Below are 14,644 nucleotides of genomic sequence, written 5' to 3'. Positions count from 1 at the left end.
TTCGATTTTACCGATTTACGACTTTGGCCAGCAATGTCACAAATTCAGCCCGTGTTGCCTGATCTTCCGGATGAAAGGTACCGTCGGGAAACCCGCTGATCCAGCCGTCCGCCGACATCTGTTTGAGAATGCCTACACCCCAGTAAGATTCACTGACATCGCTAAAAGGCGTATTGCCGCGCAGCTTTCCTGTCATATTCATACTGCGTGCAAGCATTTGTGTCATTTCCATGCGGGTTAACTTACCGTCGGGATCAAAGGTCCCATCCGGGTAGCCCTCTACGATCGACGCTTGAACTGTTTTGGCAATATCTGCGTATGCCCAGTGCGAAGCTGCTACATCGCTAAACCGTAAGTCCTTGCGTTTCGTTAAACGCAAAGCATGTGACAGCACGGTAGCTGCTTCGGCCCTTGTTATCGACTGATTCGGAGCAAACCGATAGTTCCCATACCCGCTAATCATGCCTTGCTCGGTAAGCTGGCTAATGGCATCCTGTGCCCAATGTCCTGCAATATCGACATACCCGCTGACAAGCCCAAAACTACTCAACTGCAAGCGATACATTTGGCTCATAAACCATTGGTTCGCCTGGAGTTTAATATAATAAGTCCCTTCGGGTAATGGCTTCTCGAAATTGAGCTGACTCGAACCATTTTCACTACGATAGGTACCTTGCTCCTGAAGGGAATGATTATACAAGGTAGCATATAACGTACGTGATGTAGGAATATTCGTTAATCGCACTTGCGCCAAGCTATCTGAAGTCAACCGGAATTCAAACCAATCGACGTCATCACTTTTGTTAAAAACACCCTCATACCCTGCATTCATCGCAGCAAACGTGGCTTGATACGATTTGTCATTCGGTTCGTTAGGGTCAATTAATTTAGGATCATACTCAATCTCTAACGTGTATTCACCCGTAATCGGTCCGGTATAGTCCTTCACATTACTAACACGAATATAGTACTGTCCAGGAAGGACTTCCATCTGCGAGCTAACCTCAATACCACCATCGCCAGCTTGATCAATCGTCGCCCCCTTCTCTCCTTCTTTCTGGAAAAGAAGCATGGGATCAATCCGCCCAGTATCCGTGGATAGTCTAAGGCGCATCGTGCCCGAGTGTTCCAACGTTAGTGCGAACCAATCGAGATCCCCTTTTTCATGAAAAGTACCTCGTACAGTTTGACTGCGCTCTGGTAATGTAAAAGCCTTATACTGCCTATCATTATCCTCAAAAGGATCCGTATAAATCACAAAGTCCGTCCAGACTGTGTAATTCAATGCTGTCTTGCGCGTCCGATCCACGTTCTCCATTTGCACATACGTTCGCCCTTTAGTCACAGCCACCATGTACGGCTTAGCATCTGTACCACTGGCCGCGACAAAGCTTTGCCCCGAATCGAAATTCACGCGGATTCCTGCGCCGCTATCTTCGGGCAGCACACCTAATTGGATGTACCCGTCATACGCCGCATCAATCACGTACCAGTCCTGATCCTGCCCCGAGCTAAGGTTCACTCTGACCATCGTATGATTTGGAAGTGACGCTGCCTGACTGGCTAGATCATTCGGCTCAAACCGATCTTGCTTATACGTCTCGGTCAGCGCTTTCTCGATGTTCAATAAGCCATAACCCGTCTTAGCGTCCCACCCTTTGGTCATCAAGTCCTGCGCCGTTTGTTCGATCTGCGATCGCACCTGATACGCCGTCATCCCAGGGTATTTACCCCAGACTAACGCTGCTGCGGCTGCCACTTGAGGCGCAGCCATCGAGCTGCCATCTTGGTACTGATAACCCCCGCCAAGAGCGGTTGTGTATACATCCCAAGGTGCCATAATATCCAGCTCTGGGCCGTAATTCGATCGTGGATCAGCGAGTTTAGCTAGGCTTACCCCACCAACGGATAACACCGTCGGATAAGCCGCGGGATATTTCACACTTGTGCTTTCATTACCAACAGCTGCGACAAGCAACACATTATGATCCTCAGCGTATTGCACAACACCTGCCAGGTAATCCGAATATTTATTCAAACCTAAAGAAAGCACAACGATTTTCGCTCCGTGATCGACTGCATATTTAATGCCTTCTCCTAGCTTAGCCTCGCCGCCTGTTCCATCTGCTTCTAGCGCCTTAATCGGCATAATCTTGGCATTGGGAGCGATTCCCGCAATACCTTTATCGTTATTAATCGCAGCGGCAATTAAGCCAGCTACGTTCGTTCCGTGTCCATTATCATCAAAAGGCTTCTTAGAAGCCTGCAGCAAATTCACACCATCCACCAAATTGCCAATTAAATCTGGATGCCCAAGATCAACGCCTGTATCAACAACGGCGACTATAATCGGCGAACGAGAATCTCCTGCCGCCGCCCACGCTTGATCAACGCGAATCATATCCAGATAGGTTTGTTTCACCCTCATCGGATCCGAAGACACCGCATACGCTGCCTCTACGTTGGTCACGAACCCTGTTAGTCCTAGGACGAGCAGCAGCATCATTATCATGAAGCCTACGTATCGAAAACATTTCATCACATCAGGTCCTTTATCCCATATTAAATCTCTTTTGTCATTTACTTATATATCTATACCACAATAAACTTCTTCTCGATACCTATAACGGTTTATCTTCGCAAAAAGTTCGGATCTTGCGAGAATTTTTTAAGTATTTTCTGGGAGTTGTCTGACAGATGGAGCAAGTTGTTCATTCTTTATGGCCGGTTGAGCCGCGGAATATCATTCCTACACGTCCATGACCTGCGACGGACCTGAGCGCCGTTATTTCCGGGGAAATAGGTAAATTGCATTTCTAACGGACTTCAGCGCCGTTATTTGCTGATACAAGGGCAAATCTAATCATTTAGGCGGATAATAGCGGTCTTGCGGTCCGTTACGGTTTGAAATTAAAACATTGTCGTCAGATAACGGTTCCTATGTACTTTAAGTAGTTAGTATTGCCCGAGAAGATTGCCCGATTGGATATATCCAATGTAATGCTCTATTAAAGAGCTGAAATTTGAAAATGATTGGACAAATACAGTCAAATAGAAAAATCAGGGTGCTAATAAGCCGAATTGTGGACGATCCACTGGATATATCCAATGAAGATGGACAATTTAGGCTCTATTTAGAGCAAACACTGTATTTATCCAATGAGTGCAGTGTATAGTACCAAGTTTAGTCTGGTGCGGGATTAGGTAAATAGAAAAAAGCCCTCCCTACTTTTACGTAGAGAAGGCACTGTGAGAACGAATCTATTATTGGATGATAAAATCTTTCGTCAAGGTAAAGACGCTCTCAATAGCTTTCAGCACCAAGTGTGGTACCACGCCAAGCGCAACGCTGATTAGGGCACATAACCAAACGGTTATGCCTAATGGTACGGACACTCTGATAGCGGCAGGCTCATAATCGCTGCGCATGAACATTTGACGCACGATGCTGAAATAGTAGTAGAACGAGACCACGCTGGTTGCGATCATTAAGGCCCCAAGCCAGTATTGCTGCGTCTGCATCGTTCCTAAGATAATGTAAAGCTTACCGAAGAATCCACCTGATAAAGGAATACCAGCTAAGGACAGAATGATCAGTACCATCGCCACGGCTGTTAAAGGTGCGCGATAGTATAAGCCTGCGAAGCCTTTGGCCTCGGTATGGCCTTCAGCCTGCTCGATAATCATCAGCACAGCAAAAGCTCCGATATTCATAAACAAATACGCAATTAAGTAGAAAATGAATTCCGAGAAATTGGCATAATGCGTGGCTGAGAAGTATGTTCCGATCGGAACGAGCAGATAGCCAGCATTCGCAATACCCGAATAGGCGAGTAGCCTTTTCAAATTCGTTTGCTTCAGTGCAATGAAATTCCCCACCACCATCGCGATGGCCGCCATAACGGATATCGCTAGGAACACATCAGACTGCAAATGGCTCTCTTCGAAGCCACTAAATCCGAACAGGACATAGAAGACACGGAACAAGATGGCAAAGCCGGCCGCTTTGGACACGACAGCCAAAAATGCCGTAACCGGTGTTGGCGCTCCTTCGTATACATCCGGTGCCCAGCTGTGAAATGGCGCAGCGGCGATCTTGAAGCCGAAGCCTGCTAATAGCAGGAAGAACGCCACGTAAAGCAAGGGCTCATAGGAGCCTACCAGTGTCGGGAGGGCTGTACCAATCTCTTGCAGATTCGCAGAGCCGACCATCCCATACAGGAAAGACATGCCGTACAGAATGATTGCGGATGAAATACCGCCCATCACTAAGTACTTGAACGAGCCTTCGTTGGATTTATGATCATTTTTCTTCATCGCAACTAACAAGTACGAGGTAATGCTAAGTAATTCCAAGCCTACGTAGAGTGTAATCAAATCACCCGAGGATGACATGATCATGGCCCCTAACGCAGCAGGCAAATAGAAGTAGTAGTACTCCCCGACATGCGGGATGCTATCCTCTTTCACGAAGCCTAAGCTCATGAAGACGATGAGTCCCGTACCAACGAGGGTACATAATTTAAGTAAGTTCGAGAAATCATCGACGCGGTAGCTTTGATTTAGAAGCTGAATTGCCTCGTCTGGATTCAACTGCAGGACAACGAAGACGGCGGAAATCGCGATGCCGACTAAGGTCAACCATCCGATAATCGAGCGACTGAATCGGTTCGGCAGGACCAAATCCAAGAGAGATAGGATGATCGCGGTAGCAACCAGCGCAAGCTCAGGGAGCAGATGCATCAAATCAGCAGCATGGAGTCTAATCTGTTCCACTGGACTAACCTCCTATCTTCCCGGCTACGCTATGGATCAATTGATCCAAGCTGCCAATGGTTTGTTGAAGCGGCTGACTTAGCACGCTTGGGTACACGCCCAGCAAGAGAATGAACGCGACCAAGGTAATCATCGGCACAGCCTCGATGAGACGCGCGTCGCGCATCCCTTGCTGCAGTAAGCTCGGCTGCTTAGGGCCGAACGTGATGTTCAGTACCCCGCGCAGCACGTAAACCGCTGCGAAGATAATACCCAGTGTACCGACAATCGCGTACACACGGTGTGTTTCAAAGAGTCCGACGAACGCGAGGAACTCACTGACGAAGCCGGATAAGCCTGGCAATCCGAGCGAGGCCATCCCCGCAATCAGCAGAATCCCGCTGATGAAAGGAATGTTCTTGGCGAGACCGCCCAAGCGATCGAGCTGCGTGGTTTCGGTTCGCTCGTAGATGCTGCCAACGAGCAAGAACATCAGGGCTGAGATCAACCCGTGTGAGATGAGCTGGAACACGGCGCCTTGCAGACCTGCAATGTTGAAAGCAGCAAGTCCCAACAGGACGATGCCCATGTGGCTGATACTCGAGTAGGCGAGCACGAGTTTGAAATCTTTTTGGACCATCGCGAGAAGCGCACCATAAACGATGTTAATAACGCCGAGGAGCGCGAGCACCCATGCCCATTGCTGAGCTTCCGCAGGGAAGAACAGAATGCCGAATCTGATGAGGCCATAGGCCCCCATTTTGAGCAAAATCCCGGAGTGAATCATAACAACAGCAGGCGGAGCCTCTGTATGTACTTTCAGCATCCACGTATGGAACGGGAAGATCGGCAGCTTGATCCCGAAAGCGACCAGCAGCATGATGAACACGGTCCATTTCATAGCTTGACTCATAAAGAACGGCGTGTTCGCCTGATTCACATAGGCCTCAGGGGCCTGTAGCAGGTTATGCGCAATCGTATGAATGTCACCGCTATAGTAAATGATAGCTTCTGTCTGCGACGGATCTTGGTTAAATCCTGCAGTAGTGACCAGAATTAGGAACGCAATCAGCATAATCGCGGAGCCAAGTCCGTTATACAGCAAGAAGCGATTTGCCGCTTGCTCCCGGTTCATATAGCCCCAAATTCCGATTAAGAAGAACATCGGCACAAGAGTAATTTCGAAGAACAGGAAGAACAAGAAGAGATCCTGCGCCATGAATACGCCGAACATACCCGTTTCTAGCAAAAGAAACAGAATGAAATACGTTTTCCAACGTTTCTTGATGTAAACGGACGCTAATGCGGCCATCGACGAGATCAGCGCCGTTAGAAAGACGAGTGGCAGCGAAATGCCGTCGACAGCTAACGAATATTTAAATTCGAAGAAGAATTGTGTGATTTGCTGAATGCCCTCGTGATTTAAAGGAACTTTGATCCAATCCAGCTGTTCTTTGTACTGAAGCGGATCCCCTTGATAGTTATAGTCCACATACAGCCATGCCGCCAAAATCAGCGGTATCAACGTCGTGACGATACCTACTGTTTTGATCAGGCGTCCACGATCTCCCCGAAGGAAGAGCAAGACGAGAACACCAAGCAGGGGCGAGAAGGCAATCATACTTAGAATGGGTAAGTTAGCCGGCATGTATGAACCTCCTTCCTGCAATGGCAAGTGCCAGAATCAGCATCCCTAGTAGCATGATGACCCCGTAGGACTGCAGTTGACCATTTTGGAGTCGGGAGCCTAAACGTCCAAGGCTGACCACCGTGAAAGCAACTAAGCGTACAATCCCATCAATGATGTAAATATCAATCAATTCTAAGATATAGCCAAGACCGCGAAGCGGTTTGACAACAATGGCATCATAGATTTCATCGATGAAATATTTGCGATTAAGCAAAGTGTACAGCCAAGGCATTTTGCCCGAAACGATGTCCCGAGGGATTGTGCGTTTGAGATAAATCAGGTAACCCAGTCCAATTCCTAATAGGCCAGCTAGTGTGGACAAAATGATAACCGTCCAATTGGCCGTCTCTTCATGCTCGTGCCCTGTAAGCCAGTGCCCCAACCATTCATTGAATGGCGTATTCACAAAGCCTGCAACAACAGCTAGAACAGCTAGAATAATAAGCGGTGTCGTCATAGACGCCGGAGATTCATGCGGCTCATGAGCGTGGTGGTGCTCGTGATCATCGTGATCCTCCACAGCATGATCTTTCGCTCTAGACGAGCCCATAAACACAAGGAAGAACAGGCGTGACATATAGAAAGCGGTGAAGAACGCCGCAATCACACCGACCCAGAACAGAAGCTGGTTATGCTCATAGGCTTCGGTTAGAATCATATCCTTCGACCAGAAGCCTGCGAATGGGAAGATACCAGCCAAAGCCAGCGTTCCGATTGCGAAAGTCCAGGTCGTGATTTTCATTTTGCGGGATAGGCCGCCCATTTCATTAATGTCTTGCGTATGAACCGCATGAATTACACTGCCTGCGCCCAAGAAGAGCAGCGCTTTGAAGAAGGCATGCGTGAACAAGTGGAACATTCCTGACGTCATCGAAACGCCAATCCCCAGCGCCATCATCATGTAGCCGAGTTGACTCACGGTCGAGTAGGCAAGAATCCGTTTAATATCGTTCTGCGCAATACCGATTGTTGCTGCGAAAATAGCGGTAAATCCTCCGACATAGGCAACAACCATCAGCGCATCTGGCGAGGCATGGAAAATATCAAACGTCCGTGCCACGAGATACACCCCAGCAGCAACCATCGTTGCGGCGTGGATCAGCGCCGAGATCGGCGTTGGTCCTTCCATCGCATCAGGTAACCAAGTGTGCAGCGGGAATTGACCGGATTTCCCCATCGCCCCGATGAAAATCAAGACAGCGATCCATGTGACGATCGTAGGGTCGATTTTGCCCGTTGTGAAGGCATTATGTATAGATGTGAAATCAAGCGCATGCCCTGGCATGTATAGATACAACAGCAGGATCGCGATAAACAAGCCCACATCCCCGATGCGGGTGACGATGAATGCCTTTTTGGCTGCAGCCTTCGCCTCTGGCTTGAAGTACCAGAATCCAACGAGCAAGAAGGAACATACCCCTACAAGCTCCCAGAAGATGTAGAGTTCAAACATATTTTCTGAAATAACAAGACCTAACATGGAGAAGGAGAACAACGCAATGTAACCGAAAAACACGTGAATGCGCTCGTCGCCTTTCATATATCCCTTGGAATAAATGTTAACCAGCAACGATACGAGTGTAACAATTACAAGCATGAGGGAATTAAGGTTAGTCACCTCAAAGCCCATTTTCAGCGTGAAATCGCCTACCTGCAGCCAGTTCATTTTATCCCACGTATAGTCTTCCACCTTGCCGCCAATACGCTCTACGAAAATGAGCAAAGCCACAATGAAGGAAAGCAGCATCGCAAAAATACTTATATAAATCCCTAAATCCTTAAGTTGACGTCCCATCGCCGTAAGCGCTAGAAAAGCAAGCAACGGAAACAATGGAATGAGCCAGGCGTACTGTGAATAGTCCGATACCATAGCCTTGTTAGCCTCCTAGCGCTTCATAGAATCCAAATCCGTAACTTCAACTGTACCTTTATTCCGGTAAATCGTGATCAATATCGCAATCCCCACAGCCGCCTCAGCAGCTGCAATCGTAATGTTAAAGAGGGAGAAAATTTGCCCCGTTAATGCCGGATGATCCCCTAGCTTGGAGAAAGCAATCAAATTCAAGTTCACCGCATTGAGCATGAGCTCGATGGAGAGTAAGACGATTACCCCGTTTTTCTTTGTTAGTGCACCGTAAAGTCCAATGCAGAATAGGATCGCCGCCAATGTAAGATAAGGAGTAATTAAGTTACCCAACGCTAATCCTCCTCTCTCTTCGCGACTACGATAGCACCAATGAACGCTACCGTCAGCAGCACGGACATGATTTCGAAGGGAATGACATGCACATTATAGAGCAGCTTCCCAATTTCGAGTGTATTATCCTTGCCAGCATCCAAGGCCCCCGAAGAAACGAAGGTCGATTTCTGAATCGCATAGAACAATACGCCGAATAATCCCACAGCGCCGAGAATGGCCAAACCTTCATGCCATGGACGCTTTGGTCCGTCGTCTTCACCCTGTCTATGCTTCGTCATCATAATGCCGAAAATCATCAGAATCGAGATCGCCCCTGCATAAATCAGGACTTGCACGAAAGCGACAAACTCAGCTTCAAGGATGACATACAGGCCGGCCAAGCTAATAAACGTAAGGGCAACCGCGATAACCATGTGCACGACTTTCGTAAAAGAGATCATAAAGATTGCCCCGCCGATGGCGAGCAACGCGAAGATGAAGAACGCCCAGCTCGTACCGCTGGATAGGAAATCGCCGAGTCCACTAAACATCTTTCTTCGCGCCCCCTTTAGGCATCGCAGAATTGTTCTCTTGACGAATGTTTTGTGTGTTGTTGCTCAGCCACTCCATATTTTTGAACAAGTCATCCCGACTGTAGCTGCTCAGCTCAAAATTGTTCGTCATTACAATTGCTTCTGTCGGACACACCTCTGTGCAAAGGTCGCACAGAATACAAATTTCGAAGTTGATGTCATACGTATCAATGACCTTCCCCTTTTTCTCAGGGTCCGGGTTCGCTTTTCCAGTTAACGTAATACACTCCGTCGGACATACACGCGCACATTGATTGCACACAATGCATTTCTCGGGATCAAAATATTGAATACCACGAAAGCGATCCGGCATTTTAATCGGAACTTCAGGGTATGCGTACGTTACTTTCTTCTCAGTCAAGTGCTTGAACGTAAAGCCTAAACCTTTCATAATGCCCTTCATGTGTTTCAACTCCTTCAAGTTTTCCAGTGGAAAACTAACTTCGTGCGCATTAACTTAACGGTTGCGAAAGACAAACTAACATCTTGGGCTTAAAAAGACGCTTTCATCTACTTTTATGACTCAAGAATCGTTCTACCCGACTAGGTTAACCTACCTTGCTTGTTTAAAAGATGGTCATGATGATCGCTGTCAGCAGCATGTTGACCAGTGCCAGCGGAAGCAGAACTTTCCAGCCAAACCCCATCAACTGATCAATCCGAACACGTGGCAGTGTCGCCCGCAGCCAGAAGAGGAAGAACACGACCGATGAGAATTTCAACAGGAACCAGAGGAAGCCTGGAATGAAATCAAGGAACCCGAATGGTGCATGCCATCCACCAAGGAAAATCAGACTGACGAGTGAAGCAATGACGAAGACGTACACATACTCCGATAGCATGAAAAAGGCGAAGCGGAAACCGCTGTATTCGACATGGTAGCCAGCAACGAGCTCTGATTCTGCTTCTGGTAAGTCAAACGGCGTACGATTGAGCTCCGACACGCCCGCAATCACGAAAATAATGAAACCCAGGAACTGCGGGATAAAATTCCAATGCCAGAAGCCGCCTGTTTGATGATCAACAATGGTATGCAGATTCAAACTGCCCGTCATCATGACCACGCCAACGACCGAAATAACTAACGGAACTTCGTAACTAATCATTTGGGCTGCGGAGCGCATGCCGCCCAGCAACGCATATTTATTGTTGGATGCCCAACCGCCAAGGATAATCCCAATGGTTGAGATCCCAGTTAGTGCTACGTAATAGAGCAATCCCACATTCAAATTCGCATTGAACATTCGATCCGAGAACGGAATGGTCGCAATGATCGTAAAGGACGGGATAAAGGTAATGATCGGTGCGAGAATGAACAGCTCACGCTCGGCTTTCCGAGGAATCGTATCTTCCTTAATGAGAAGCTTGAATACGTCAGCGACGCTTTGCAGCAGCCCGAAAGGACCTGTCCGGTTCGGCCCAATCCGCAATTGCATCCAACCGATGACCTTACGCTCGAAGTAGATCGCATAGGTAACGAACCCCAGTACGAGCATGAGCATCACGATGCCCCAGAATAGGAAAACGAAGAAGTTCGTCCACGTCAGACTCTCCTCCAATAGATTGACCATTAGGCATCCACCTCCCCAACGACAATATCGATGCCGCCCAGAATCGTAATGAGATTAGTCATCGACTCCCCGACCAGAAGCTTGGGCAATATTTGCAGATTCACGAAGGATGGTCTGCGGAATTTCAAGCGGTAAGGCTCTTGTTTCCCTCGGGAAATAATATGACAACCAATTTCCCCACGCGGAGACTCGATTGCTGCATAAATTTCGCCTTCTGGCGGGCGAATGACCCTCGGCACCTTGCCCATGGTCTCGCCACCCTCAGGGAACACGTCTAAGGCTTGTTCCAGGATGCGCAGGGACTGTTTAATTTCTTCCATACGGATTAAATAACGGTCATAGCAGTCTCCGCCATTCCGTACGGGCACATCGAACTGGAAGCGGCTGTACAGGCTGTAGGGCTGTGTTTTACGAATGTCCCAATCCACACCCGTACAACGCAGGTTCGCCCCGCTAAGGCCATAAGCAATGGCTGTCTCGGCGTCATATTTACCTACACCCTTGATCCGTGAAAGGAAAATCTCATTTCCAGTAACAAGCGTGTGATACTCTTCTAGTTTGCCATACATATATGGCACGAATTTCCGTACTTTCTCGATCCAGCCTTCCGGTGCGTCCCATTTCACGCCGCCTACACGCATGTAGTTGTACGTTAAACGAGCGCCGCACAACTCATTGAATAGATCGATAATGATTTCGCGGTCACGGAACGCATACAAGAACGGACTCATCGCCCCGATATCCAGCAGGTACGTTCCCCACCACACCATGTGAGACGCTATACGTTGCAGCTCCATCACGATGAGTCGGAGGAACTCCGCGCGTTCAGGTATTTCTAGCCCCATCATTCTCTCTACGGCGTTAACTAACGCATAGTTGGTCGTCATCGCCGATACATAGTCCATACGGTCGGTGTACGGGATGATCTGGGTATAGCTGAGGTTCTCAGCCAATTTCTCGGTTCCTCTATGTAAGTAGCCCATAACGGGTATTGCTTCACGAATAATTTCACCATCCAGCTTTACGATCACGCGGAAAACCCCGTGAGTACTAGGATGCTGAGGGCCAACGTTTAACAGGAGCTCTTCTGTCCGTAACACGTGCTACACCTCCGGGTCAAGCGGTTCGTAGTCTTTGCGCAGTGGATGACCCACCCAATCATCAGGCATCATGATCCGTACTAAGTTCGGGTGGCCAGGGAAATCGATGCCGAAAAGGTCAAAGGCTTCGCGCTCGTTCCAGTTGGCCGTCGGCCAAACATCAGCTACCGAAGGTATGCTTGCTTGCTCGCGGTCTGTTTTTACTTTCACACAATACTCATGCTTATGTGTAAGGGAAAGGAGATGATACGCCACCTCTAGGTGCGTTTCTTGGTCAACACCGGAGAGATTGCGCAAGTAATCGCAGCGCAGCTCCGCATGATCTCTCAGCGTCAGCGCGGCCTGCGGCCAACGTGAGCTGTGAATGATCACGTAAGGGCGATGCGCGTCCCTTTCGTTGATGAACGCGTCGACGACGGCGTCTTCGCCTGCCTCGGCCTTCAAGATCGCGACCAACCTGTCCAGCAGCGGCTGGTTTGGTGAAGGCTCCTTCGGCGCGGCTGGCTCCGCCGATTCGGTCTTCGCCCCGCGTGCTGCGGCACGCGCGGCACGGGCTTCTGCGGCGGCCTGGGCTTTGGCCGCCTTCTCTTCGTCGCTAGCGTCTGCGGACGCTGGCGTTGCTGTTGTGGCCGACGCGGGCTCGCCCGTCGGTTCTGCGGCAGCGCGCGCTGCGAGGCGCGCGGCTCTTGCCGCGGCGCGCTCCGCCGCCGCGTCCGTAGCTGGCGGGCTCGCCTCTGGAGCTGCCGCCGTCTGAGGCGGCTCGTTGGCTACCGCTTTGTTCTCGGTGTTACCTACAGCATTGCTTTCCACAACTTCCGTTTTACTCTCAACCAGGCTCTCCGCTGCGGTGTTCTCGCTACCTTCAACGTTGCTCTCTACATTGCCTTCCTCTTTCCCATCCTCACCAACAGGAGGAGTCGGAACCGCTGTTTCTTCCGGCTTTTTCTCCTCGCTCATCGATTGGTCACCTGCTTCCCAGTCTTCGCTTCATAACGAATCTTCTCCTGAAGCTTATTAATCCCATAGATAAGCGCAGCCGGATTCGGCGGACAACCTGGGATATACACGTCCACAGGTACGATTTGATCGACACCTTTAACAACTGAATACGATTTCACATAAGGCCCGCCTGCTGTTGCACAGGAGCCCATCGCGATAACCCACTTCGGTTCTGGCATTTGCTCATATAAACGGCGCAACAAAGGAGCCATTTTCTTCGTAACTGTCCCTGCAACAATCATGACATCTGATTGCCTAGGTGACGTACGGAAGATGACTCCGAATCGGTCTAAATCATAGTGAGATCCGCCAGTTCCCATCATTTCGATCGCGCAACAAGCCAATCCAAAGGTCAATGGCCAAAGCGAATTACTGCGAGCCCAGGCTTTGACCTGCTCCAGTGTTGTCATAAATACATTACGGTTTATTTCTTCCCGTTCCTCGGGAGAGATTGACTCTAGACTGAAGTCCATCGCAGCACCTTCTTCTTCCAAGCGTATATTAATCCTATGGCTAGCAAGGCTACAAAAATACACATTTCTATTAAAGCAAACAATCCAAGCTGATCAAAAGCAACAGCCCACGGATAGAGGAACACGGTCTCCACATCAAAGATGACAAACATCAAAGCAAACAAATAATAACGAATGTTAAACCGGATTTGCCCCTCACCTACAGGCTCATTACCACTCTCATACGTCGTATACTTCTCATCGATGGGTTTACTCGGTCTTAACCATTTGCCAATCGTCAGCGCCACAATGGGGAGAACAATGCCTAACCCAAGGAAAATCGCTACGATTACATAGTTATTTGTATACATCATGTGAATGTAACCGCCTCCATTTCTTATTTACGTTCCTTAGCATTTAAATAGTTTTGGTAATAATCACCTATATTAGTATAACAAAAAGGGGTTTAGGCGTCGACATTAATTCTTTAACACTATGAGTAGCATACCACGTTGACGGGTACACTATGCATTGGGCAATCGGGGCTCTGGCCACAATGTCTATTTAAATACGCGAAGGGACTGATTATTCATGTCAAGAGCATCAAATGCTAACCACCAACATAAAACGAATGACAAAGTGACGGAAACGGGTCGATATCGCGATGCCGACGGACAAAGCATTGAGTTGAGCGCAGGCGAAACGTTCCCTCCTTGCCCGAAAACAGGCGAATCCACCATTTGGCATCACGCATAAAATGAAATCTATGCAGCTGCTCCTCTCATTAGAGAGGGGCAGCTTTTTTTTCCACCAATTAAACGCAAAAAAGCGGAAGAGCCTAGGCTCTCCCGCTTACATATAAAATTTATTTCCCGGACACACCGATACGATTCAATGCTCTTTGTAAAGAAGCTTCAGCACGTTTGAAATCCACGTTATCTTGCTTAGTTTCAGCAAGACGTTTCTCCGCACGCTCTTTCGCTGCTCTCGCACGATCGATATCAATTTGTTCAGGTAGCTCGGCGCTTTCCGCCAAAATAACCACCTTATCCTTGCGCACTTCCATGAAACCGCCGTTCACTGCGATGACTTCGTCTTTGGAGCCCGTTTTCTTCACAGTAATCGGTGCAATTCTGAGTGGAGTGACCAATGGAATGTGATTCGGCAGAATTCCAAGCTCCCCTTCAGCACCCTTCACGCTAACCATGTTCACTTGTTCAGCGTACACTTTGCGCTCCGGTGTTACAATTTCAAGTAGGAATGTACTCACTTGGATTCTCCTTCCTAAACTTACTTAGAGAGTAT

The 14,644-nt window shown here is 48.6% G+C and carries 14 protein-coding genes; 1 reads left to right on the top strand and 13 read right to left on the bottom strand.

All coding sequences use genetic code 11. The annotated features are described in order from the left end of the window. Positions 1–7 precede the first annotated feature (7 nt). The 12 genes from AC58QC_RS22435 to AC58QC_RS22380 form a co-directional block, all read right to left on the bottom strand. Entirely contained in the window at positions 8–2,539 is a 2,532-nt protein-coding gene (locus tag AC58QC_RS22435) for a S8 family serine peptidase (protein ID WP_497417281.1), read from the bottom strand. 725 nt (positions 2,540–3,264) lie between these two features. Then, positions 3,265–4,743, bottom strand: coding sequence for an NADH-quinone oxidoreductase subunit N (locus AC58QC_RS22430; protein ID WP_497417373.1), 1,479 nt, complete (start codon positions 4,741–4,743; stop codon positions 3,265–3,267). Positions 4,744–4,780: 37 nt separating this feature from the next. After that, positions 4,781–6,403, bottom strand: coding sequence for a complex I subunit 4 family protein (locus AC58QC_RS22425; RefSeq protein ID WP_497417280.1), 1,623 nt, complete (start codon positions 6,401–6,403; stop codon positions 4,781–4,783). After that, complete coding sequence (gene nuoL / locus AC58QC_RS22420; RefSeq protein ID WP_497417279.1) at positions 6,393–8,315, bottom strand: NADH-quinone oxidoreductase subunit L; 1,923 nt, start codon at positions 8,313–8,315, stop codon at positions 6,393–6,395. Before nuoL ends, AC58QC_RS22425 begins: the two co-directional genes overlap by 11 nt. A gap of 15 nt (positions 8,316–8,330) precedes the next feature. Next, positions 8,331–8,642, bottom strand: coding sequence for an NADH-quinone oxidoreductase subunit NuoK (gene nuoK, locus AC58QC_RS22415; RefSeq protein ID WP_436240115.1), 312 nt, complete (start codon positions 8,640–8,642; stop codon positions 8,331–8,333). Between the two features lie 2 nt (positions 8,643–8,644). Continuing rightward, entirely contained in the window at positions 8,645–9,175 is a 531-nt protein-coding gene (locus AC58QC_RS22410) for an NADH-quinone oxidoreductase subunit J (protein ID WP_497417278.1), read from the bottom strand. Next, positions 9,168–9,620, bottom strand: coding sequence for an NADH-quinone oxidoreductase subunit NuoI (gene nuoI, locus AC58QC_RS22405; protein ID WP_056611658.1), 453 nt, complete (start codon positions 9,618–9,620; stop codon positions 9,168–9,170). Before nuoI ends, AC58QC_RS22410 begins: the two co-directional genes overlap by 8 nt. Before the next feature lie 163 nt (positions 9,621–9,783). Beyond that, on the bottom strand, positions 9,784–10,788 hold the full coding sequence (gene nuoH / locus AC58QC_RS22400) for an NADH-quinone oxidoreductase subunit NuoH (protein ID WP_497417277.1): 1,005 nt from the start codon (positions 10,786–10,788) through the stop codon (positions 9,784–9,786). After that, a complete protein-coding gene (locus AC58QC_RS22395; RefSeq protein WP_497243359.1) occupies positions 10,788–11,888 on the bottom strand; it encodes an NADH-quinone oxidoreductase subunit D in 1,101 nt (366 codons plus the stop codon). Before AC58QC_RS22395 ends, nuoH begins: the two co-directional genes overlap by 1 nt. A gap of 3 nt (positions 11,889–11,891) precedes the next feature. After that, positions 11,892–12,845, bottom strand: coding sequence for an NADH-quinone oxidoreductase subunit C (locus tag AC58QC_RS22390; RefSeq protein ID WP_497417276.1), 954 nt, complete (start codon positions 12,843–12,845; stop codon positions 11,892–11,894). Next, positions 12,842–13,360, bottom strand: a complete 519-nt coding sequence (locus AC58QC_RS22385; protein WP_028556938.1) for a NuoB/complex I 20 kDa subunit family protein — start codon at positions 13,358–13,360, stop codon at positions 12,842–12,844. Before AC58QC_RS22385 ends, AC58QC_RS22390 begins: the two co-directional genes overlap by 4 nt. Beyond that, positions 13,345–13,710 carry an NADH-quinone oxidoreductase subunit A gene (locus AC58QC_RS22380; RefSeq protein WP_497417372.1) on the bottom strand — a complete coding sequence of 122 codons (366 nt, stop codon included), beginning with the start codon at positions 13,708–13,710 and terminating at the stop codon, positions 13,345–13,347. Before AC58QC_RS22380 ends, AC58QC_RS22385 begins: the two co-directional genes overlap by 16 nt. A gap of 220 nt (positions 13,711–13,930) precedes the next feature. On the opposite strand from AC58QC_RS22380, the gene AC58QC_RS22375 reads away from it, so the two are divergent. Then, positions 13,931–14,095, top strand: a complete 165-nt coding sequence (locus AC58QC_RS22375; RefSeq protein WP_497417275.1) for a hypothetical protein — start codon at positions 13,931–13,933, stop codon at positions 14,093–14,095. A 109-nt stretch (positions 14,096–14,204) separates the two neighbouring features. On the opposite strand, the gene AC58QC_RS22370 is transcribed toward AC58QC_RS22375, so the two are convergent. Continuing rightward, positions 14,205–14,609: a F0F1 ATP synthase subunit epsilon gene (locus AC58QC_RS22370; RefSeq protein WP_497417274.1), complete on the bottom strand. Its 405-nt coding sequence runs from the start codon at positions 14,607–14,609 to the stop codon at positions 14,205–14,207. Positions 14,610–14,644: the final 35 nt, after the last annotated feature.

It is taken from the genome of Paenibacillus sp. J22P51, assembly GCF_059692215.1.
This window is presented reverse-complemented; position numbering and strand designations above follow the sequence as displayed.

What these genes read in the sequence shown, in the direction of transcription:
- AC58QC_RS22430 (WP_497417373.1), bottom strand. Translation starts at nt 4,743, where the DNA reads ATGCATCTGCTCCCTGAGCTTGCGCTGGTTGCTACCGCGATCATCCTA.
- AC58QC_RS22375 (WP_497417275.1), top strand. Translation starts at nt 13,931, where the DNA reads ATGTCAAGAGCATCAAATGCTAACCACCAACATAAAACGAATGACAAA.
- nuoH (WP_497417277.1), bottom strand. Translation starts at nt 10,788, where the DNA reads ATGGTCAATCTATTGGAGGAGAGTCTGACGTGGACGAACTTCTTCGTT.
- AC58QC_RS22380 (WP_497417372.1), bottom strand. Translation starts at nt 13,710, where the DNA reads ATGTATACAAATAACTATGTAATCGTAGCGATTTTCCTTGGGTTAGGC.
- AC58QC_RS22390 (WP_497417276.1), bottom strand. Translation starts at nt 12,845, where the DNA reads ATGAGCGAGGAGAAAAAGCCGGAAGAAACAGCGGTTCCGACTCCTCCT.
- AC58QC_RS22425 (WP_497417280.1), bottom strand. Translation starts at nt 6,403, where the DNA reads ATGCCGGCTAACTTACCCATTCTAAGTATGATTGCCTTCTCGCCCCTG.
- AC58QC_RS22435 (WP_497417281.1), bottom strand. Translation starts at nt 2,539, where the DNA reads ATGAAATGTTTTCGATACGTAGGCTTCATGATAATGATGCTGCTGCTC.
- nuoL (WP_497417279.1), bottom strand. Translation starts at nt 8,315, where the DNA reads ATGGTATCGGACTATTCACAGTACGCCTGGCTCATTCCATTGTTTCCG.
- AC58QC_RS22410 (WP_497417278.1), bottom strand. Translation starts at nt 9,175, where the DNA reads ATGTTTAGTGGACTCGGCGATTTCCTATCCAGCGGTACGAGCTGGGCG.
- nuoI (WP_056611658.1), bottom strand. Translation starts at nt 9,620, where the DNA reads ATGAAGGGCATTATGAAAGGTTTAGGCTTTACGTTCAAGCACTTGACT.
- AC58QC_RS22385 (WP_028556938.1), bottom strand. Translation starts at nt 13,360, where the DNA reads ATGGACTTCAGTCTAGAGTCAATCTCTCCCGAGGAACGGGAAGAAATA.